Here is a 20,857-nt window from a genome sequence, read left to right on the forward strand (position 1 = left end):
CGTGTCGTACGTCCCAAGCTTCGCGCTCCTCGCGGCCGGGCTGCTCGTGTTCGGGATCATCCTGGTTCGCACCCTTCGCACCTTGCGTCGGTTCAGCCGGACCGCGAGCATGGTCACTGCGCACACCCAAGATCGGGCGGGGATGATCCGCGCCCGCTCGGCGGCCTTGCGCGTGGCGATCGAAGACCGTCGACGCAAGCCTGAAAACAAGTAACATCGCATCCAGACGCAGATAGGAGGCCACCATGCTGAACGGATTGCAGCCGTGGCACTTGATCATCTTGGTTCTTGTCGTCGTGCTGCTGTTCGGCGCCAAGAGGCTTCCGGATGCCGCCAGGTCGATCGGCAAGTCGATGAAGATCTTCAAGGCCGAGACGAAGGACCTCCACGGCGAAAAGGACGCTGCCAAGGACTCCTCGGACGACGTCGTCGCCGCGGACACCAAGCAGATCCCGCCTGCCGCCAAGCCCGCCACCTCGGCCGACGACCAGGTCGCGGCACTGCAGAAGCAGCTCGACGAGCTGAAGAAGCAGCAGGCCGAGCAGAAGAACGCCAGCTGACGTAGTTGGTCTTCCAGCCGGTCGGGACCGTTCCCGGCCGGCTCTGACGAGAACGGATCGTCCAGTGGCGGATGCCGCCTCCGAGAAGGCCGAAGGCCGCTTCAGCAAGCGACGCAGGCGCAGCCGCCGGTTGAACCCCGACGGCACGATGACGCTCATCGAGCACATCTACGAGTTCCGCCGCCGTCTCGGCTACGCGCTGCTCGCGATCGTGGTAGGCGGCATCCTCGGCTTCATCTGGTTCCAGACGAAGGTGTTCGGGGTTTCGCTGGGCGACCTCATGAACGGCCCGTACTGCGGCATCGACTGGCATCGGCGGCTGGGCTCGACCGGCCCGAACGACTGCAAGCTGCTGCAGACCGTGCCGTTCGAAGCCTTCATGATCCAGCTGAAGGTCGGTGTCGCCGCCGGTGCGGTGCTGCTGTCGCCGGTGTGGCTGTACCAGATCTGGGCGTTCATCGCGCCGGGCCTGTATTCGAAGGAGCGCAAGCACGCGCTGACCTTCGTGGCGTTCGCGTCGGTGCTGTTCGCGGCGGGCGCGGTGCTGGCGTACATCCTCATCCCGCACGCGCTGCAGCTGCTGATGAACTTCGGTGGCGACCAGTTCGTCACCGCGCTGACCGGTGACAAGTACATCTCGTTCATCTTGTCGCTGCTGGTCATCTTCGGTGTCAGCTTCGAATTGCCGCTGTTCGTGGTGATGCTCAACCGCGTCGGCGTGGTCAAGTACCAGCAGCTCAAGAAGTGGCGCCGCGGCATCATCTTCGTGCTGTTCGTCTTCGCCGCGTTCGCGACGCCCGGCTCGGACCCGTTCTCGATGATCGGCCTGGCTGGCGCGCTGACCGTGCTGTTCGAGGTGTCGATCCAGATCGCTCGCTTCCACGACCGCAAGCTCGACAAGGCTCGTGACGCTGAGGGCTGGGACCAGCTCGCCGACGACGAGGCCGCGCCGTTCGAGTACACGCCGAGCACGGTCGACGACGACGCCGCAGACAAGCCCAAGGTCAAGCCCAGCACCGACGACATCACCTAGCTTGGGCATCCACGCGGCGCTGGCCGTCCACCCCGCCTCCGGGCACGGCGCGGCCGCCAGGATCATGGACGCGGTCGCGGCCCGGCTCCGCGCTCGAGTCGACCGTCTCGATGTTCTGGTCGCCAACACGGTTGCCGAATCTCGTGCACTCATGACGGGCTCGGCCGCCGAGGGACTCGACGTCCTCGTGGTGCTCGGCGGTGACGGCGCGGCGCACCAAGGCGTCCAGTTCTGCGCGGGCACCGACGTGGCTTTGGGCCTGGTCCCATCGGGGACCGGCAACGACTTCGCCCGCGCTTTGGGCGTGCCCAGCGATCCACTGGCGGCCGTTGACGCGCTTGACCTCACGGCCCGGCGCCGGATCGACCTGGGGCGCGTCGGCGACACCTGGTTCGCGACGGTGCTGTGCTCGGGTTTCGACGCTCTGGTCAACGAGCGCGCGAACAGCCTGCGCTGGCCTTCCGGGCCGCGGCGCTATGACGTCGCGATTCTGGCCGAGCTGGCCTCGTTCCGGGCGCGGCCGGTGCTGATCCGGACCGAGCACGAGACCTTGCAGCTCGACGCGACACTGGTCGCGGTCGGCAACACGCCGTTCTATGGCGGCGGCGTGCCGATCTGCCCCGGCGCGCGTCCCGACAGCGGGACGTTCGACGTCACGGTGGTCGGGAAACTCCCGCGCCGCCAGCTGCTGCGCATGCTGCCGAGCCTGCGCACCGGCAAGCACATCGACCACCCGGCCGTCCGCACGCTCAAGGCCGAGTCGGTCCACCTGGACGGCAACGCCTGGCCCGTCTACGCCGACGGCGAACCACTCGGCCACGTCCCCACCGACATCCGCTGCATCCCCGGCGCCCTGACCCTCGTCGGCATTTCCCCTGCTCAGGGGTGACAAGGGCGGCCCTTGTCACCCAGAGCGTTGCAAGGGCGCCCCTTGTCACGTGCCGTGGGCGAGCCCGAGCGAGTCGTGCGCGTTGCGGGCGGTTAGAACCGCCCGCAACGCGCACGAGCCCTTGGCCCGTTGGCTCGCCCAGAACCGGGCGTCGCGAGCGTTGTGAGCGCCTCGTTCACAACGCTGAACGTTGTGAACGAGGCGCTCATGCCTTCTGCTGCCGGGAATCGCCAGTTGAGCGCACCCCGGGGTCGTGAGTGTTTAGGCCGGTTAGAACCGGCCGGAACACTCACGACCCCAGCGCTCAGGCGAGGTGCTTTTTGAGGTCGTCCAAGACCTTCATCGCGCCGACGGGGCCTAGGCCGAGGAACCAGACCTCGTCGTTGACGGGGATCGCGTGGCCGGCCTTGACCGCGCCGAGCGCGGTCCAGAGGCCGCTGGACGTGACGGCCTTTTCGTCGGGGCTGGGGCCGGCGCCGTAGCTGGAGTAGAAGATCCAGTCGGCGTCGGCCTGGTCGATGCGCTCCTTGGAGATCTGCGCGGCGAGCTCGTTGATGTCCTGGTTGGCCGGGCGCGCCAGGCCGACGTCCTTCAGGATCACGCCGATGAACGACAGGTTGCCGTACAGCCGGATGTTGCCGGAGAGGAACCGCAGCAGCGAGATCTTGGGCGTGCCCTTGATGCCCTGCTTCACCTCGTTGACGCGCTTTTGGTAGTCGTTGAGGACCGTGTCGGCCTGCGTCTCCAGCCCGAGCGCGTCCGCGACCAGCAGCGTGTTCTCCTTCCACGGGAAGCCGGGGCGGATGCTGAACACCGTCGGCGCGATCGCCGAGAGCTGCGGGTACAGGTCGTTGGCGCGGAGCTTGCTGCCCAGGATCAGGTCCGGGTTGAGCTTGGTGATCGCCTCGAGGTTGAGGTTGTTGATCTCGCCGACGGTCTGGACCGTCTTCACACGGTCGGCCAGGTACGACGGGACGCCACTCTGGCCCGCGGTGGTCGCCATGCCGACCGGGGTGAGGCCGAGCGAGAGCACTGCGTCGAGTTCACCGCTGTCGAGCACGACCACCCGCGAGGGCTTCTTCTCAAGCTTTGTCTCGCCCAGCGAGTGCTTGACCGTGCGCGGGAAGACGCCGGGCGCGGCGTCCGATCCGAGCTTGGCTGTCTCGGCGTCGGCGGTGGCGAACAGACGGCCGCCCGTGGCGACCTCGGTGTCGCCGACGCCGGACGAACTCGGCTTCGCCGGCTGGCCGCACGCGGTCACGAGCAAGACCAACGCGACCGCGATTGTCCACTTAGGACGAGATAGCATCCGGTGTTTCCTTTCCTGCGGCGAAAGCTCGGTGCCTGCCGATCGGGACGACCATCGGGGTCGCCGAGACCGGGTCGGCGATGATCCGGCACGGCATGCCGAAGACCTCCTCGACCAGCTCGGCGGTGAGGATCTCGGCGGGCGCGCCCTCGGCGGCGATGCGGCCGTCCTTCATGGCGATGAGATGGTCGCCGTAGCGGGCGGCGAGATTGAGGTCGTGCAACACGATCACGATCGTGCGGCCGTCCGCGGCGTTGAGTTCGGCGAGCAGGTCGAGCACCTCGACCTGGTGCGCGATGTCGAGGAACGTGGTCGGCTCGTCGAGCAGCAGCAACGGGGTCTGCTGCGCGAGCGCCATCGCGATCCACACCCGCTGCCGCTGACCGCCCGACAGCTCGTCGACCGGGCGCGACGCGAGCTGGACGGTGTCGGTGGCGAGCATCGCGCGGGCGACGGCCGCGTCGTCCTCCTCGCTCCAGCGCCGGAACATGCCCTGGTGCGGATGCCGCCCGCGGCCGACGAGATCGGCGACCGTGATGCCCTCCGGCGCGGTCGGCGACTGCGGCAGCATGCCGAGCACGGTCGCGACGTCCTTACTGCGCAAGGTGGTGATGCCCTTGCCGTCGAGGAACACCGCGCCCGCCGTCGGGGTGAGCAGGCGGGCGAGACCGCGCAGCAGCGTCGACTTCCCGCACGCGTTGGTGCCGACGATCATGGTGACCTTGCCGTCGGGGATGCGGACCGAGAGGTCCTTGACCACCCGCAGCGGCCCGTAGCCGAGTTCGAGGTCTTCGGTGTGCAGCGTCGGTGTCACGGCTTTCCCCATCAGATCCGCCCGGCCCGGTTGGCCGTCGCGAGCAACCACAGCAGGTATGGCGCGCCGACCGCGCCGGTCACCACGCCGACCGGCAGCTGCGGCCCGAGCAGGTGCTGGGCCGTGAAATCGGCCAGCAGCACCACGAGCGCCCCGGTCAATGCCGCGGGCACGAGACCGCCGCGCGCGCCGGTCAGCCTGCTCGCGATCGGGTCGGCGACGAACGCGACGAACACCACGGGCCCGGCCGCCGCGGTGGCGAACGCGGCCAGCGCGACCGCGATCAGCAGCAACAGCAAGCGGGTCCGTTCGACACGCAGGCCAAGCCCGGCGGCGGTGTCGTCGCCCAGCTGCAGCCCGGTCAGCGCTCGGCTCGCCAGCAGCGCGGCGGGCACCAGCACCGCCAGCGCGACGGCGAGCGGCCCGACGTGCTCCCAGCTCCGGCCGTTGAGATTGCCGGTCAGCCACACCAGGGCCTGCTGCGCCAGCGTAGTGTCCGCCCAGGTCATGAGGTACGAGATGACACTGCTCAGCACCGCGCCCACGCCCACGCCGATCAGCACCAGCCGGTAGCCGCTCACCCCGCCCCGCCGCGCGAGCAGATAGATCGTCAGGCCCGCGAGCAGCGCTCCCGCCAGCGCGGCGGCCGACACGAGCGCACCCGACGCGCCGAACAGCACGATCGCGGTCACCGCGGCCGCGCTCGCGCCCTGCGTCACGCCGATGACGTCCGGGCTGGCGAGCGGATTACGCAGCAGGCGCTGGAAAAGCGCGCCGCCCATGCCGAACGCGATCCCGACCAGGAGCCCGGTCAGCGCGCGTGGCAGCCGCAACTCCAGCACGACATGCGCGCCGCGCCCGGAGCCGTCGCCGAGCAGGATGCCCGGTAGATCACCCAGCGGGACCTCGAAATCCCCGACGGCGAGCGCCGCCGCGAGGATCGCGGCGACCGCCAGTAGCAAAACCACTGAGACGGAACGGCTTCGGACGAAACCACGCCTTCGCACCGCCCGGATGACGCCGACGGTTTCGGCGAGCGCGCTCATACCGCCACCGGCTTCTTGCGGCGCACGAGCCAGACGAACACCGGCGCGCCCAGCAACGCCGTGATGATCCCGACCTGCACCTCCGCGGGCCGCGCGACCACCCGGCCGACGACATCCGACAAGAGCAGCAGCAACGGCGCGAGCAGCGCCGAGAACGGCAGCAGCCAGCGATGATCCGGCCCGGTGAGCATCCGCGCGACGTGCGGGACGGTCAGCCCGACGAACGCGATCGGCCCGGCGATCGCCGTCGCCGCTCCACAAAGGACGATCACGGCCAGCGCGCAGACGGCCCTGGCGAGCCCGACGTTCTGGCCCAGCGACCGCGCGACGTCCTCACCGAGCGCGAGCGCGTTCAGCATGCGGGCCGCGATCACCGTCAGCACTACGCCCGCGACGATGAACGGCACCGCGCCCGCGATGGTGGCCGCGTCGCGCCCGGTCAGCGAGCCGACCTGCCAGAACCGGTACTGGTCGAACGTGGTCGTGTCGGTCAGCAGCAGCGCGCTGGTCACCGAGGCCAGCGCGGCCGAGACCGCGGCTCCGGCGAGCGCGAGCTTGACCGGCGTCGCGCCCGCCCGTCCGAGCGAGCTGATCCCGTAGACGACCCCGCCCGCGACCGCCGCGCCCGCGAAGCCGAACCACACGTACCCGCCGACGCTGCTGATCCCGAACGTCCCGATGCCGAGCACGACGAACAACGCGGCGCCCGAGTTGACGCCGAGCAGCCCGGGATCGGCCAGCGGGTTGCGCGTGGCGCCCTGGATGACCGCGCCGGACAGGCCGAGCGCGACCCCGGCCAGCAGCCCGGCGAGCGTGCGGGGCAGGCGCAGCTCGCGCACGACGAGGTGATCGGGATTGGCCGCGTCGAAGTGGACCAGCGCGTCGAGCACGGTCGCGAAGGACAGCTCACGGGTGCCGACGGAGATGCTCAGCAGCGCGGCGAACACCACGGCCGCCGCCGCTACCAGCAGCCATGCCGTCAGCGGGGTCGCTCTGGCTCGCACAGGTCTTCTCGCTTGTCCACGGTGATCTAAGGTATGCCTACCCTATATCGCCGGTGGTCAGCCGCCTAAGCGGCCGGGTAGCCGCCCGCCCGCCAGACGTAGGAACGGAAGGTCGACGGGGACATCAGCTGCCGCGCCGGGACCGCGTGCCGGGTCTGCTCCGGCAGGAAGACGCCACCGCAGCGGTGGCAGTACCAGGCGCCGGCCCAGAGCTCCCGCGACTCCGGCGTGCCCTGCCGCAGATGGCGGTTCTTCTTGACGCGCGTGCCGTACAGCCCGGCGAACAGCGCGACCATCGCCAGCAGCAGGCCCGCCGGGGCGAACACGGTGATCGTCGAGATGATCGGCGACTCGGCCATCTCGGGGTGGTGGTCGCCGAGCACCAGGAAGCCGATGATCGTCATGAAGACGGCCGGGATGAGCAGCACCATCGCCAGCGCCAGGAAACAGCCGCCGCCCCGCAGCGGCGGGGTCGGGTCCAGCTCGCGGGCGAGCGCCGACATCGACGTGCCCCGGTAGTTGCCCTGCAGATAGGTGACATTCCCGTCGCCGTAGGAGACCGGGATCGCGCCGCCGACCACGCTGTGCGTGACCGAACCGCCCTGGTGGACCGCCGGGACGCTCTGCACCTGGTCGACCTGCGCGCACTGCGGACAAGCGATGTTCACGGCTCACCCTCTCCTTCCGTCCCGGTACGGCACTGAGACCCCGCGGGCCGCCGTCAGGTTCCCGCGTGCGAACTGTCGGTGCCATGTGGAACCCTGATCAGGTGGCCAATAGCCCTTCTCAATCACCGGCCGAGGCCTATGCGTCCTCACAGCGCCGCGGCAAGTACCCGCAGCTGACCCGCTTCGCGGCGGAGGCGTCGTTCGAGTTCGACGACTTCCAGGTCCGCGGTTGCGAGGCGCTGGAGGGCGGGCACGGCGTGCTCGTCTGCGCCCCGACCGGCGCCGGCAAGACCGTTGTCGGCGAGTTCGCGGTGCACCTGGCGCTCGCCGAAGGCCGCAAATGCTTCTACACCACGCCGATCAAGGCGTTGTCGAACCAGAAGTTCACCGACCTGGTCGGCCGCTACGGCGCGGACAAGGTCGGCCTGCTGACCGGCGACACCTCGATCAACGGCGGCGCCCAGGTGGTCGTGATGACCACCGAGGTGCTCCGCAACATGCTGTACGCGGGGTCCTCCACCGTCGACGAGCTCGCGTACGTGGTCATGGACGAGGTGCACTACCTCGCCGACCGGTTCCGCGGCCCGGTGTGGGAGGAGGTCATCCTGCACCTGCCCGAGCACGTCAAGGTGGTCGGCCTGTCCGCCACGGTCAGCAACGCCGAGGAGTTCGGCGAGTGGCTGGTCGAGGTGCGCGGCGACACCACGGTCGTGGTCGACGAGCATCGCCCGGTGCCGCTGTGGCAGCACATGCTGGTCGGCAACCAGCTGCTCGACCTGTTCGCGGGCCAGGAGCACGGCGAGACCGAGCTGCGGATGAACCCGACGCTGCTGCGCAAGGTTGAGGAGAACCACCGCTACCAGGGCGGACCGGGGCTGCGCGGGCCGCGTGGCCGCCGCAACCCGCCGCCGCGCGGGCCGCGGTTCCGCCCGCCGCAGCGGGCGGACATGGTCGAGCGGCTCGACCGGGCCGGGCTGCTGCCCGCGATCGACTTCATCTTCTCGCGCGCGGGCTGTGACGCGGCCGTCGGCCAGGTCGTGCGCTCCGGGCTGCGGCTCAACGGGCCGGACGAGGTCGAGCAGGTCCGCCGGATCGTCGCCGAGCGCACCGCCGGGCTGCCCGAGGGCGACCTCGAGGTGCTCGGGTACTGGGAGTGGCGCGACGCGCTGGAGCGGGGCGTCGCCGCGCACCACGCCGGGCTGCTGCCCGCGTTCAAGGAGACCGTCGAGCAGCTGTTCCTGCTGGGCCTGGTCAAGGTCGTCTTCGCGACCGAGACGCTCGCGCTGGGCATCAACATGCCCGCGCGCACGGTCGTGCTGGAGCGGCTGGTCAAGTACAACGGCGAGGCGCACGTCGACCTCACGCCGGGCGAGTACACCCAGCTCACCGGGCGGGCCGGGCGCCGGGGCATCGACGTCGAGGGCCACGCGGTCGTCGCGTGGCAGCCGGGTGTCGACCCGAAGCAGGTCGCCGGGCTCGCGTCCACGCGCACCTATCCGCTGCGCTCGTCGTTCCGGCCCGGCTACAACATGGCCGTCAACCTGGTCGCCCAGCTCGGCGCCGACGAGGCCCGTGACCTGCTGGAACTGTCGTTCGCGCAGTTCCAGGCCGACCGGTCGGTGGTCGGCACCGCGCGGCGGATCGACCGCAACCGGGAGGCGCTCGCCGGGTACAAGAAGGCCACCACCGGCGATTTCGACGAGCTGCTCGAGTACGTCGAGCTGCGCGCCAAGATCTCCGCGCGGGAGAAGACGCTGTCGCGGCAGAACACATCGAGCCGCCGCGCCGAAACCGCCGCCTCGCTGGAGAAACTCCGCAAGGGCGACGTGATCGCGGTACCGGCGGGCCGCCGGTCGGGGCTCGCCGTGGTCGTCGACCCCGGGCTCGACCCGATCCGCGAGCCGCGGCCCGTGGTGGTCACCGAGGACCGCTGGTCCGGCCCGCTGTCGGCGTCGGACTTCTCGTCGCCGGTCGAGCCGCTGGGGCACATCCGGCTGCCGAAGCACGTCGAACTGCGCTCGCCGAAGAGCCGCCGCGACATCGCGTCCAGCCTGCGCAACGCCGGGATTTCCTTGCCAGGCAGGGAAAAGCGGCGGTCCGGCGCGAACGAGGACGGCGAGCTGGCCGCGCTGCGCCGCGCGTTGCGCGCGCACCCGTGCCACGGGCTCGCCGAACGTGAGGCGAACCTGCGCTGGGTCGAGCGCTACCAGCGACTGTCCGCCGAGACCGAGCAGCTGGAGCGCAAGGTCGCCGCGACCACGCACTCGCTGGCGCGTGCCTTCGACCGGATCCGCGCGCTGCTGACCGAGCGCGGCTACCTCACGCCCGTGAAGAAGGCGGCCGACGGCGAGCACGTCACCGAGGACGGCAAGCGGCTCATGCGGCTCTACAGCGAGTCCGACCTGCTCGCCGCCGAGTGCATCCGCCACGGCGTGTGGGAGGGCCTCAAGCCGCCCGAGCTGGCCGCGGTCGTGTCGACGCTGGTCTTCGAGGCGCGCCGCGACATCGCGGGGGAGGCGCGGCTGCCGCAGGGCGCGGTTCCCGAAGCGTGGGACGAGATGATGCGGCTGTGGGCCGACATCGCCGACGATGAGCGGCGTCACAAGCTCGAACGCACCCGCGAGCCGGACGCCGGGTTCGCCTGGCCGGTGTACCGGTGGGCGCGCGGCGAGTCGCTGGAGAAGGTGCTCACCGCGGCCGAGGCGAACGGCCAGGAACTCTCCGCTGGCGACTTCGTGCGCTGGTCACGGCAGGTCATCGACCTGCTCGACCAGATCAAGGAGGTGCTCGGCAAGTCCGATCCGATCGGCGCCGCCGCGGCCGACGCGGTGCGCGCGCTGCGACGCGGCGTGGTCGCCGCGGGTGGTGCCTAGGCCGAATGGTGCGTGTGTGGGCTTGGACCTTGTGGTTGGATCGATCCGGTAATCCATGGTGACTTTGGCGGAGGCGAACAGATGAGCACGCCGTACGGCGGCAACGACCCGCAACAGTGGGGTCAGCAGCCCCAGCACGGGCAGGAGCCGAGTGGCGCGTACCCGCCGCCGCCGAGCGGGCCGCAGCAGCAGCCCGGCTATGGCCAGGACCCCGCTCAGCAGCAGCAACAGTGGGGCCAGCAGCCGCCCGCCTACGGTCAGCAGCCCGGCTACCCGCAGCAGCAACAGCCTCAGCAGTGGGCGCAGCCGGACCAGACCCAGCAGCAGTGGGCCCCGCAGCAGCAGCCGGGCCAGACGGGCGCGCACGACCCGCAGCAGTGGGCCCAGCAGCAGCCCGGGCAGACCGGCGCGCACGACCCGTCGCAATGGGCCCAGCAGCAGCCTGGCGGCGCGTACCCGCAGAGCGGGCCGCAGCAGATCCAGTACGGCCAGCCTGGTCAGTACGGCCAGCAGCCGGGGTACCCGGCCGCGCCGCCCGCCGCGGAGAAGAAGTCCAAGAAGGGCCTGTTCATCGGCATCGGCGCGGCGCTCGTCGTGGTCGCCGCCGTGCTGGTGCTCGGCTTCGTCGCGCCCGGGTTCTTCAACACCAAGGTGTTCGACAACAACGCCATGCAGAACGACGTGCAGAAGATCCTCACCGGCACGTACAAGCTCGAAGGCGTCACCAAGGTCTCCTGCCCCGCCGAGCAGGAGGTCAAGGACGGCGGCAGCTTCACCTGCACCGCCACCATCAACGGCAAGGACCAGAAGGTGCCCATCACGGTGAAGGGCACCGACGGCAACTACGAGGTCGGCATCCCCGCCAAGTAGTGACACGCGCTAAATGGATGGCCTGCCCGGTTTCGGGCAGGCCATCATGCGTTCCATGAGCGAGTACGAGATCCGGACGCTGGACCCCGCCGAGCACCGCGCCGCGGCCGACCTGTTCCGCGGCACGCTGCACCTCAAGGACCTCACCGACGAGGAGGCCGAGCGGGGCAGGGGGAGCTACCAGCCTGGACGGTCGATCGGCGCGTTCGACGGCGAACTGGTCGGCACGCTGCGCTCGCTCGATGCCGAGCTGACCGTGCCTGGCGGCCGCCGCGTCCCGCTCGCCGGGGTGACCAGTGTCGGCGTACGGTCCGATCGGACCAGGCGTGGCCTGATGACCGAACTCATGCGCGCGCAGTTCGCCGACTTCGCCGAACGCGGTGTGGTCGCCGCGACCCTCTACGCCTCCGAAGGCTTGATCTACAGCCGGTTCGGCTACGGGATCAGCACGCTCTCCAAGAGCTACTCGATCAACACCCGCCGCGCCCAGCTGCATGACGGCGTGCCCGCTAGCGGCGAGATCACCAGGTTGCCGCTCGAAACCGCGCTCGAACAGCTGCCGAAGCTGTACGAGGCGATGCCGCACACGCGCGCGGGCATGATGACGCGGACCTCCTACTGGTGGGCGGGGTTCGGGCAGATGTGCCGTCAGTCCGACGACCCGATGATCACCGTGGTCCACCGCGGCGAAGACGGGCCGGACGGGTTCGCGGTCTACTCCGTGCGCCGCCGGTGGCCGGACCCGGCCGTGCTCAGTATCGAAGCGCTGGAATACACGAACCCCGGCGCGTTCGCGGGGCTGTGGCGGTACCTGCTCGGTGTCGACCTGGTCGACGAGATCAGGACGCTGTTCCGGCCCGTCGACGAACCGGCCGAGCTGCTGCTCACCGACCCGCGCCAGTGCACGGTCACGCGGTACGAGGAGGAGTGCTGGACGCGCCTGGTCGACGTCGAAGCGGCGCTGGCGGCGCGCACCTACACCGGCCCGCCGCTCGTGCTCGAGGTGGTCGATGCCTTCCTTCCTGCCAATTCCGGCCGCTACCGGATCGGCGAGGACGGCGTCGCGCGTACTGACGAACCCGCCGCGCTGCGCCTGGACGTCGTCGCGCTCGCGATGCTGTACTTCGGCGCCAGGCAGGCGTCCGCGCTGGCGACCGCGGGGCGGGTCGAAGTGCTCGAACCGGGAGCGGCGGAAGCGGCGGACCTGCTGTTCAGTACGCGGGTGGCGGCCTGGTGCGGTACTTTCTTCTGACTTGGGCGATCTTGTCCGCCTTGTCTGCCAGGGAGGTTCCGGGTTGGTGCTGCGGACGGTCCTGACCGGGCTGTCGGGCGTGGTCCTGCTCACGGCCTGTTCCGGTGGCGATCCGGCGCCGGTGGTCACCACGACGACGGTCACGGCTCCGGCCTCCTCGCTGGCGTCGGTGCCGGTCGAGACGACACCGCGGACGAAGGTGTTCGACCACGTCGCGATGGAACGCTCGGTCAAGCAGATCCTCACCGAGTCGTACAAGGTCTCCGATGTCGCCGAGGTGACCTGCCCGGCGGACCTCGAAGTCAAGGACGGCCGGATCTTCGACTGCGAGGCGAGCGTCGGCGGTGCGCCGAAGCGGGTGCCGATCACGGTGAAGGGCACCGACGGCAACTACGAGGTCGGCGCTCCCGTGAAGTAAACGGGTGGGCGCGCCCGGATTTCCTTGGCAAGATCGGCTGTATGAGCGAGTACGTGGTGCGCGCGGTGGCCGAAGGCGAAGAGCGGGCGACCCGCGATGTACTGGGCCGCGCGTTGCATCGCCCGCCGGTCAGTGACGAGCACTGGGCGCGGATCGCTCCGGCGTGGACCGCCGAAGGCAAGTTCGCGGCCTTCGACGGCGACGAGCCGATCGGGGTGACCAGCTCGTTCACCACCGAGATGCTCGTGCCGGGCGGGCGCCGGTTGCCCTTCGCGGCGGTCGACGGCGTGGGCGTGCGCGCGGACTGGACGCGGCGCGGGGTGCTGACCGAGCTGATGGCCGCGCAGCTGACCGACTTCGTCGGCCGCGGGCAGGTGCTGGCCGGCTTGCACGCGAGCGAGGCCACGATCTACGGCCGATACGGTTATGGCGCGGCCGCGCGCGGGCAGATCTTCGCGATCGATCGCGCCAAGGTGCGCTGGCGCGCGGACGCGCCGCGGCCCGGCCGGGTCCGGCTGCTCGGTGACGCCGACGCGCTGACGATCGTGCCCGCTTTGTTCCGCTCGATCGGTTCGCTCAGGCCGGGCAACATCGCCAGGCCCGATCACTGGTGGCTCAACGACCACGACACACGCGTCCTCGACGGCCACCGGGTGGCCGTCCACTACGGCAGGGACGGCGCCGACGGGTTCGCCACGTTCGTCACCGCCACCGAGCGCGCGCCCGTGCTGGCCGAGTGGCGCACGACGATGCAGGTGCGCGAGCTGCACGCGGCGAATCCGGCCGCGCTGGCCGGGCTGTGGCGATTCCTGCTGAGCGTCGACCTGGTCCAGACCGCCTACGCGAACGTCAGGCCGATGGACGACACGCTGCCCGCGATGCTCGAAGACCCGCGCGCCTGCCGCACGACCGCCATCGAAGACGAACTCTGGCTGCGCCTGCTCGACGTGCCGGCCGCGTTGGACGCGCGCGCCTACGGCCAGGCCGAGCCGGTGGTCATCGAGGTCGCCGACCGTCACCTGATCGCGAACTCGGGCGCCTACCGCGTCACCCCGGACGGCGCGTCCCGCACCGACGCGCCCGCCGACGTCCGGCTGGACATCGAAACGCTCGGGATGCTGTACCTCGGTGGCTGGCGCCCGAGCCTGCTGGCCCGGGCGGGCCGGATCGAGGTCTTCGACGCCGAGGCGCCCGCCCGGCTGGACGCGCTCTTCCAGACGGCCGCCGAGCCGTGGTGCGGGACGCACTTCTGATGACGACGATCAAGCGACTGACCGCGGCCCAGCTCGCGGCCTCGGTGGACGGACTCGCCGCGTTGCTGGTCGACGCGGTCGAAGACGGCGCGTCGATCGGCTTCCTCGACCCGGCCGGGCACCTCGAGCTGGTCGCCTGGTGGCAGGACCTGGTGCCGGGAACCGAGGCCGGTCACGTGATCGTCTTCGCCGCCCGTGAGGACGACGAGATCGTCGGCACCGTCCAATTGCGACGCGCGACGCTCCCCAATGCCTTACACCGCGCGGAATTGTCGAAGCTCGTGGTGCACCGCAAGGCACGCGGCCGCGGGCTCGGCCGTGTCCTGCTGTCGACGGCCGAGCACGCCGCCCGCGACCTCGGCATCACGCTTCTGCTGCTGGACACCGAAACCGGCAGCCCAGCCGAGCGGCTCTACCGCGCCACCGGCTGGACCGAGGTCGCCACCGTCCCCGACTACGCCCGCGACCCGGCGGGCGTCATGAAGCCGACCACGTTCTTCCGCAAGACCCCGTAGCCGGGTCGTGAGTGTTCCGGCCGGTTAGAACCGGCCATACCACTCACGACGTCAGGCGCTGGGGAGGGCTTTCAGCAGGCGGGTGACCGAGGTGCCGAGGTTCCAGCGCTCGGCGAGTTCCGCGACCCGGTCCGGGTCGGCGGGAGCCGAGGGCACGGTGTCCGGACGGGACTGCTCGACCGGCGCGTCGACCGCGACGCGCACGACCGTCGGCGCGACCGCGAGGTAGTCCGCCGCGTCCTGCAGTTTGAGGCGCATCTTGAGCGGCAGGCGGCTGTCCTGGGTGTTCGCGGCCTCGACCAGCGCGGCGAGCGAGCCGAACTGGGTGATCAGCTTCGCGGCCGTCTTGTCGCCGATGCCCGCGACGCCGGGGAGCCCGTCGGAGGGGTCGCCGCGCAGCGCGGCCATGTCGGCGTAGAGCGGACCGGCCTGCTCGACCGGCACGCCGTAGCGCTCGGCGATCTCCGGCGGGCCGAGCACCTCGGCCTTCGCCCAGCCTTTGCCGACGTAGATGACCCGGGCGGTGGTCGGCTCCTCGCGCACGATCTGGAACAGGTCGCGGTCACCCGAGATGACCTCGACCGGGTCCTTCTTCTCGCGGTGCGCGAGCGCGCCGATGACGTCGTCGGCCTCGTAGCCAGCGGCCTCGGCGGTGGCCAGCCCGAACGCCTCCAGCAGGTCGAGGATGATCGGGACCTGCGGGGTCAGCGTGTCGGGCACCTCCTCCGAGCCGTCGGTGACGTCCTCGGCGACGCGCTGCGCCTTGTAGCTCGGCAGCAGGTCCGTGCGGAACTTCGGCCGCCAGTCCGCGTCGAGGCAGGCGACGAGCCGCGTCGGCCTGCGGTCGGTGAGGATGCGCGCGATCGTGTCGGTGAAGCCGCGCACGGCGTTGACGGGCGTGCCGTCCGGTGCGGTCATGGACTCCGGCAGCGCGTAGAACGAACGGAAGTACAGGCTCGCGGAGTCGAGCAGGGCGAGTGTCACGGTGGACAGCTTGCCACGAGTTTCGGGTGTTGACTGGGCGGCATGCCGCCGCTGATCGAGATGGCGACGGTCAGTCGGCCACGGCGTGCAGGATCGTCTTGAGCTGGAACGGCGTCATGCCGGGGTGTTTGCCCAGGACGCGCGCGACCAGGCCGGTCACGTGCGCGGCCGCGAAGCTGTTGCCGGTCGCGGTGACCGTGCCGCCGCCCGCCCACGGCACTTCGACCGCGATGCCGGGCGCGCCGAACTCGACCGGCGGGGAAGGGTTGTAGCGCAACACGAACGGCCCGGTCCCCTCACACGCGGCGACCGAGAACACCGACGCGAACTCGGCCGGGTAGCTCACCGCGGGCACGTTGTTGACCGCCGCGATCAGGACCGTGTTGCGGAAGTAGGCGCGGTCGGCGATCTCGTGCAGCGCGGCGAAATGCTCACGGCGCTTGGTGCTCAGGCTCAGGTTGATCACGCCGATGCCGTGGTCGAGCGCCCAGCGCAGGCCCGCGAGCAGCGCCACGCCGGTCCCGCTGAGCGTCGTGCTCAGCACCCGCACGCTGTACAGCGCCGCCTCCGGCGCCGCCCGGCGGATGATGCCAGCGCAGGCTGTGCCGTGGCCGAACAGGTCTTCGTGATCGCCGTCGAGCAGCACCGGCTTGCCATCGACGACTTCCACCGCGACGCCACCGGCGATCGGGCCGACCGCCGTGGTGTCGATCCCGCTGTCGACCACCGCGACCTTCACACCGGCCCCCGTGCTCGATCCCCACGCCCAGTCGCGGGTGATCTCGCCGGGCAGGCGCGTGGCCGGCGCGGCCGACGGCCGGTCGAACTGCCAGGACCACGCGGGCTTCATCGGTCGCGCCCTGCCGCGTAGCCGAGGAAGGTGCGCAGCAGCGCGTGCGCGGTCTCGCGTTCCTCCGCGCCGAGCCTGCTCAGCGCGGCGAGGTCGGCGGCGAGCGAAGCGGGTTCCGCGCGCCCGGCGGGTGCCTGCGCGGCGGCGGCCCTGAGCGCCCGCGCGAGATCGGTGCCGTCGACGGCGGTGGCGGCCGCGGTGAACAGCAGCCGCCCGAAGTCGGTGAACGCCCGCGTGGTCACCACCGACAACGCCGCCTGCCTGGCCAGCAGCGAGAGCGCCGACAGCGCCAGCCTGCCCGGCGCGGGATCGAGCAGTTCGAGCACGCCGAGTATCTCGTCGTCGGTGTCGAGCGGGACGGCCACGATCCCGCGCGGCACATAGCCGATCGCCTCGGCGACGTCGCGCGCGAACCGCGGGTCCTGGCTCACGTCGTCGAGCGCGACCGCCTGGCCGGAACTGACCGCCCAGCCCGCGATCCCGCGCCCGACCGGGATCCGCACCCCGGTGATGCGCTCGGCGCCAGGCCCGGTCGCCACCCGGAACACGAGCTCGCCGCCGTCGACGAGCGCGACCGAGCCCGCGGTCGCGCCGGTCAGGTGCTGCGCGGTCGCGACGACCGCCGCGAGCTGCTCGTCCAGCCCGACCGGGGCCAGCGACGGCCCGGTCTCGGCCGCCAGCACGGCCAGCGCGGTGAGCACCTCAGTCACGGACTCCGGCACCGTGGCCCCCTTCGATCTCCTTGAGCAGGTACGCCTCGACCTGTTCGCTCTTGCCTTTGACGGTGATCGCGCCGAGCCGCTCGGCGCGCGCGGACGCGGGCAGCCTGCCTCGGGTCGCCGCGCTGAGCACGACCCCGCCGGTCGGCGCCGTGCTTTCCAGCCTGGCGGCGAGGTTGACCGTGTCGCCGATGGCGGTGAAGTGCCGCATCGCCTCGCTGCCGATGTTGCCGACCAGCGCGGGACCGGTGTTGATGCCGACCCGGAACGCGGGCCAGCCGTCTTCGGCGATCTCGCCCGCCGCCTCCTGCAAAGCCAAACCCGCCCGTGCGGCACGTAAAGCGTGGTCGTACTGGCGGACCGGGGCGTTGAACAACGCGACCACCGCGTCGCCGACGAACTGGGTGATGGTCCCGCCCTCGGCGAGCACACACGGAACGACCGCGCCGTAATAGGTATTGAGCATCGTCACGACGTCCGACGGATCCGAACGCTCCGAAAAGGCAGTGAACCCGGCGAGATCGGCGATGAGCACGGTGACTTCGGCCGTCTCGCCGCCGAGCGCCGCCTGCGCCGGGTCGGCGATCAGCGCGCCCGCGACGTCGGGGGAAAGGTAGGAGCGGAACAGGCCGTCGAGATGCTGGTACAGCCGCGCGTTCTCGAGCGCGAGTGAGAGCTGCCCGGCGAGTGAGCGCAGCACGAATCGGTCGTGGGGCGAGAAAGTTCCCTGTGGCCGGTACACCTCGAGCACGCCGGACGCGTGGTCCTTCACGGTCAGCGGCAACACGATCAGGCCGCGCCCGTCCGGTTCGGCGGGCTCACGCGACGCGAGCACGCTCTGCGCGAGGTGCTCCTCGTCGAACTCCATCGCGCCCGCCGCGGTCTGCAACCGTCCATTGCGGACAATCCGGATCCGCACCTGGTCGCCGCCGAACGCGCCGCGCACCAGGTCCGCGATGGACGTGAGCAGCGGCGCTTCGGCGAGGCTCACCCGCGCCAGCAGGCCGACGTCCACGAGCGCGCCGAGGCGCCGTGTCTGCTCACGTTCGCGCGCGACGGCGACGGCGCCCTGTTCCAGCACCTCGGCCTGGCGTTCGGTGAGGCCGAATTCCGCGGCGAGGCGGGCGGTCACCCGGCCGGCCGCGGCGCTGTCGGGGGAGGCGAGCATCGTCTCGGTGAGCGCTTCCAGCGCGGCCGTGTGCTCGCGGCGGACGTCGTCGAGTGTCTGTTCGAGCGCGACGCTGTTGAACAGCCCGGAGCGGGATCCCTCGCGCTGATAGTGGATGTGCGCGCTGTACGCGACGAAGCCGAACGCGGTGAGCATCAGCAGATGCCATTCCCACCAGGACACCGCCCAGTTGCGCGCGTACGCCATCGCGATGAGTGATTCGGCGAGCAGGACGTACGAGGTGATGACGCTCAGCAGGATCGCGGCCGGGCGGCGGCGGTGGATCAGGAAGAATCGGAGCGCGGCGACCGCGTACAGCAGTGATCCGGCGGAAGCCACTAGCACGAGTGGCCCATGGGCTTCCGTCGCGGAATGCGTGTGGACGGCGATTCCCGCCCAGCCGGTCGCGGCCAGCAGGACGATCAAGGTGACGCGTGCGGCGGCCTGCGCGCGCAGCACGCGTTCCGCGCCGGTCTGCGAGAAGTCGATCGCCGACAACGCCGCCACGCCGCTGGCGACGAATAACCCGATCGGGGCGGACATCGCGAACCCGAGGTTCGTGCCGTGCACCAGCACGCCGGGGGTGGCGACCGCGTGCACCGCCAGGAACCCGGCCGCCGCCATGAACGCGAGCGAGACGAGCACCAGCCTGGCGTCCGACCGGGTCCGTGCCTGCTGGTTGATCCGCACCGCGAGCGCGAAGCCGACGGCCGCGACCCCGGCGACCAGCCACAGGTGGGAAAGGTGGTCCTCCCAGTGCAGATCGAACTCGGGACGGGCGATGAGCAGCCACAACCCGAGCATCGGCAGTGCCAGATGCAGCAACCACATGACGACCGGCAGGCCGGGTCGGGCGCTGGTGGACAGGTCGGCCTCCTTGAACAGTGTTGCGGTACGCACCGACAGTACGACGGAGCGTGCGAAAAAATACCTTCCGAGGGCGAACCTCGACCGATCTGAGGACGTAGATCAGGGAAACCGTCCTTCCGAAGGGTGCTCGCCCTATGTCCACCGCCGAGGTGATTCCCCTACGCCGGGTCCACCACCCGGTCGCCTCCTGGATTCCCGGCGCGGCGCCGCCCGCGTTCGGCGCGGATGCCGTCGCCCGGGTGACCGGTGAGGTCCGTGAACCGGTTTTCGTGATCTCCGGGCACGATCATGGTGTCGGCGCCGCGCTGGGTGGCGTGCTGACCGACAGCGGTGAGGGTTACCGGCTACTGGGAACCTTGCCGCCGCTGTACCCGGAGTGGCTCGGCGACCGGTCGTTCTGCGAAACGCACGGGGTGCGGTTCCCTTATGTCGCCGGGGAGATGGCGAACGGGATCGCCACCCCGGCGATGGTCATCGCGATGGCGCGCGCGGAGATGCTCGGGTTCTACGGCGCGGGCGGGCTCGCGCCGTCGAGGGTCGAGGCGGGTGTCGACGAGCTGGTCCGCGCGCTGGACGGGCTGCCCAACTGGGGTGTCAATCTGATCCACTCGCCGAACGAGAGCGCGATCGAGGACCGGGTCGCGGAGTTGCTGATCGAGCGCAGGGTGCCGATCGTGTCGGCGTCGGCGTTCATGGATCTCACCCCGGCCGTCGTGCGGTGCGCGGTGGCCGGGCTGCGGCTGGAGTCCGGCCAGGTCGTGCGGGCGCGGCGGGTGTTCGCGAAGGTGTCGCGGACCGAGGTCGCCGCGAAGTTCATGGCGCCAGCACCGGCTTCGCTGCTGCGGGTGCTGCTCGATCGTGGGCAGATCACGGCCGAGGAAGCCGCTTTGGCCGCACGGATCCCGGTCGCGGAGGACATCACGGTCGAGTCCGACAGTGGCGGGCACACCGACAACCGGCCGCTGATGGCCTTGCTGCCGACGATTCTTTCCCTGCGTGACGAGCTGGCCGGCGGCTATGAGCGGCCGGTCCGGGTCGGCGCGGCGGGCGGGCTCGGCACGCCAGAGGCGGTGGCGGCGGCGTTCGCGCTCGGCGCGGCCTATGTGGTCACCGGCTCGGTGAACCAGTCCTGTGTGGAGTCCGGGCTTTCCTTGGCGGCCAAGGAGATGCTGGCCAAGGCCGAAGTCGCCGACGTGATCATGGCGCCCGCGGCGGACATGTTCGAGCAGGGCGTGAAGCTGCAAGTGCTGCGGCGGGGCACGATGTTCGCGCCGCGCGCCGGTCAGCTCTACGAGATGTACCGGTCGTACGGGAGCTTTGACGAAATCCCTGCGGCCGCGCGCACCCGGCTGGAGCGCGACATCCTGCAGGCGACGGTCGAGGAGGCATGGGCGTCGACCGCGGCATTCTGGCGTGACCGTGATCCGTCCGAAGTGGACAAGGCGGAAGCGGATCCGAAACACAAGATGGCGCTTGTTTTCCGGTCCTACCTGGGCAAGGCGAGCCGGTGGGCGATCGACGGTGACGCCGCGCGCCGGTTCGACTATCAGATCTGGTGCGGCCCGGCGATGGGCGCGTTCAACCGGTGGACCGAGGGCACCTTCCTCGCCGAACCGGCCAGGCGCACGGTCGTCGAGGTCGCCTTGAACCTGCTGGAGGGTGCCGCCGTCGTCACGCGCGCGCACCAGCTTCGCACGTATGGAGTTCCCGTTCCCGCGCGGGCGTTCGCGTTCGCGCCGCGCCCACTGACCTGAGGTGACAA

The 20,857-nt window shown here is 70.7% G+C and carries 20 protein-coding genes; 11 read left to right on the forward strand and 9 right to left on the reverse strand.

The window, feature by feature from the left end; all coding sequences use genetic code 11:
• The first annotated feature begins 1 nt into the window (after nt 1).
• The 4 genes from BLV57_RS26110 to BLV57_RS26125 all read left to right on the forward strand — a co-directional run bounded on the left by BLV57_RS26110 (nt 2) and on the right by BLV57_RS26125 (nt 2,482).
• A complete protein-coding gene (locus BLV57_RS26110; RefSeq protein WP_091292965.1) occupies nt 2-214 on the forward strand; it encodes a bacteriophage holin in 213 nt (70 codons plus the stop codon).
• A gap of 31 nt (nt 215-245) precedes the next feature.
• The gene (gene tatA / locus BLV57_RS26115) at nt 246-560 is read left to right on the forward strand and encodes a Sec-independent protein translocase subunit TatA (protein WP_091292967.1); all 315 of its coding nucleotides are present in this window, start codon (nt 246-248) and stop codon (nt 558-560) included.
• Between the two features lie 64 nt (nt 561-624).
• Nucleotides 625-1,593, forward strand: coding sequence for a twin-arginine translocase subunit TatC (tatC, locus tag BLV57_RS26120; RefSeq protein WP_091292969.1), 969 nt, complete (start codon nt 625-627; stop codon nt 1,591-1,593).
• Nucleotide 1,594: 1 nt separating this feature from the next.
• Entirely contained in the window at nt 1,595-2,482 is an 888-nt protein-coding gene (locus BLV57_RS26125) for a diacylglycerol/lipid kinase family protein (protein ID WP_091292970.1), read from the forward strand.
• 304 nt (nt 2,483-2,786) lie between these two features.
• Here the strand turns inward: BLV57_RS26125 and BLV57_RS26130 are convergent, their stop codons facing one another.
• From BLV57_RS26130 to BLV57_RS26150, 5 genes are all read right to left on the reverse strand, one after another.
• The gene (locus tag BLV57_RS26130) at nt 2,787-3,791 is read right to left on the reverse strand and encodes an ABC transporter substrate-binding protein (protein WP_091292973.1); all 1,005 of its coding nucleotides are present in this window, start codon (nt 3,789-3,791) and stop codon (nt 2,787-2,789) included.
• Nucleotides 3,775-4,617, reverse strand: a complete 843-nt coding sequence (locus BLV57_RS26135) for an ABC transporter ATP-binding protein (RefSeq protein ID WP_091292974.1) — start codon at nt 4,615-4,617, stop codon at nt 3,775-3,777. Before BLV57_RS26135 ends, BLV57_RS26130 begins: the two co-directional genes overlap by 17 nt.
• Nucleotides 4,617-5,651, reverse strand: a complete 1,035-nt coding sequence (locus tag BLV57_RS26140; protein ID WP_091292976.1) for a FecCD family ABC transporter permease — start codon at nt 5,649-5,651, stop codon at nt 4,617-4,619. The genes BLV57_RS26135 and BLV57_RS26140 overlap by 1 nt, the downstream gene beginning before the upstream one ends.
• Nucleotides 5,648-6,655, reverse strand: coding sequence for a FecCD family ABC transporter permease (locus BLV57_RS26145; protein WP_091292978.1), 1,008 nt, complete (start codon nt 6,653-6,655; stop codon nt 5,648-5,650). The genes BLV57_RS26140 and BLV57_RS26145 overlap by 4 nt, the downstream gene beginning before the upstream one ends.
• 65 nt (nt 6,656-6,720) lie before the next feature.
• Entirely contained in the window at nt 6,721-7,323 is a 603-nt protein-coding gene (locus BLV57_RS26150; protein ID WP_091292979.1) for a hypothetical protein, read from the reverse strand.
• A 101-nt stretch (nt 7,324-7,424) separates the two neighbouring features.
• Between BLV57_RS26150 and BLV57_RS26155 the strand changes: the two genes are divergently transcribed.
• The 6 genes from BLV57_RS26155 (at nt 7,425) to BLV57_RS26180 (ending at nt 14,504) form a co-directional block, all read left to right on the forward strand.
• Entirely contained in the window at nt 7,425-10,196 is a 2,772-nt protein-coding gene (locus BLV57_RS26155; RefSeq protein WP_091293271.1) for a DEAD/DEAH box helicase, read from the forward strand.
• Nucleotides 10,197-10,277: 81 nt separating this feature from the next.
• The gene (locus BLV57_RS26160) at nt 10,278-11,066 is read left to right on the forward strand and encodes a DUF4333 domain-containing protein (protein WP_091292981.1); all 789 of its coding nucleotides are present in this window, start codon (nt 10,278-10,280) and stop codon (nt 11,064-11,066) included.
• A 55-nt stretch (nt 11,067-11,121) separates the two neighbouring features.
• Nucleotides 11,122-12,318 (forward strand): GNAT family N-acetyltransferase, encoded by a 1,197-nt coding sequence (locus BLV57_RS26165; protein ID WP_091293273.1) that lies wholly within the window; start codon nt 11,122-11,124, stop codon nt 12,316-12,318.
• 46 nt (nt 12,319-12,364) lie between these two features.
• Nucleotides 12,365-12,736, forward strand: coding sequence for a DUF4333 domain-containing protein (locus BLV57_RS26170; protein ID WP_245757518.1), 372 nt, complete (start codon nt 12,365-12,367; stop codon nt 12,734-12,736).
• A 41-nt stretch (nt 12,737-12,777) separates the two neighbouring features.
• The gene (locus BLV57_RS26175) at nt 12,778-13,989 is read left to right on the forward strand and encodes a GNAT family N-acetyltransferase (RefSeq protein WP_091292984.1); all 1,212 of its coding nucleotides are present in this window, start codon (nt 12,778-12,780) and stop codon (nt 13,987-13,989) included.
• Nucleotides 13,989-14,504: a GNAT family N-acetyltransferase gene (locus BLV57_RS26180; RefSeq protein WP_091292986.1), complete on the forward strand. Its 516-nt coding sequence runs from the start codon at nt 13,989-13,991 to the stop codon at nt 14,502-14,504. Before BLV57_RS26175 ends, BLV57_RS26180 begins: the two co-directional genes overlap by 1 nt.
• A gap of 51 nt (nt 14,505-14,555) precedes the next feature.
• Here BLV57_RS26180 and BLV57_RS26185 read toward each other — a convergent pair whose 3' ends face one another.
• The 4 genes from BLV57_RS26185 to BLV57_RS26200 all read right to left on the reverse strand — a co-directional run bounded on the left by BLV57_RS26185 (nt 14,556) and on the right by BLV57_RS26200 (nt 19,125).
• The gene (locus BLV57_RS26185) at nt 14,556-15,488 is read right to left on the reverse strand and encodes a 5'-3' exonuclease (protein ID WP_091292987.1); all 933 of its coding nucleotides are present in this window, start codon (nt 15,486-15,488) and stop codon (nt 14,556-14,558) included.
• A 70-nt stretch (nt 15,489-15,558) separates the two neighbouring features.
• Nucleotides 15,559-16,338 carry a S8 family serine peptidase gene (locus tag BLV57_RS26190; RefSeq protein ID WP_091292989.1) on the reverse strand — a complete coding sequence of 260 codons (780 nt, stop codon included), beginning with the start codon at nt 16,336-16,338 and terminating at the stop codon, nt 15,559-15,561.
• A complete protein-coding gene (locus tag BLV57_RS26195; protein ID WP_218134881.1) occupies nt 16,335-17,048 on the reverse strand; it encodes a GAF domain-containing protein in 714 nt (237 codons plus the stop codon). The genes BLV57_RS26190 and BLV57_RS26195 overlap by 4 nt, the downstream gene beginning before the upstream one ends.
• On the reverse strand, nt 17,041-19,125 hold the full coding sequence (locus BLV57_RS26200) for an adenylate/guanylate cyclase domain-containing protein (RefSeq protein ID WP_091292993.1): 2,085 nt from the start codon (nt 19,123-19,125) through the stop codon (nt 17,041-17,043). Before BLV57_RS26200 ends, BLV57_RS26195 begins: the two co-directional genes overlap by 8 nt.
• Nucleotides 19,126-19,229: 104 nt before the next feature.
• On the opposite strand from BLV57_RS26200, the gene BLV57_RS26205 reads away from it, so the two are divergent.
• A complete protein-coding gene (locus BLV57_RS26205; RefSeq protein WP_091292995.1) occupies nt 19,230-20,849 on the forward strand; it encodes a PfaD family polyunsaturated fatty acid/polyketide biosynthesis protein in 1,620 nt (539 codons plus the stop codon).
• The last annotated feature ends 8 nt before the right edge of the window (nt 20,850-20,857 follow it).

This window comes from Amycolatopsis xylanica (assembly GCF_900107045.1).
Taxonomy (GTDB): Bacteria; Actinomycetota; Actinomycetes; order Mycobacteriales; family Pseudonocardiaceae; genus Amycolatopsis; species Amycolatopsis xylanica.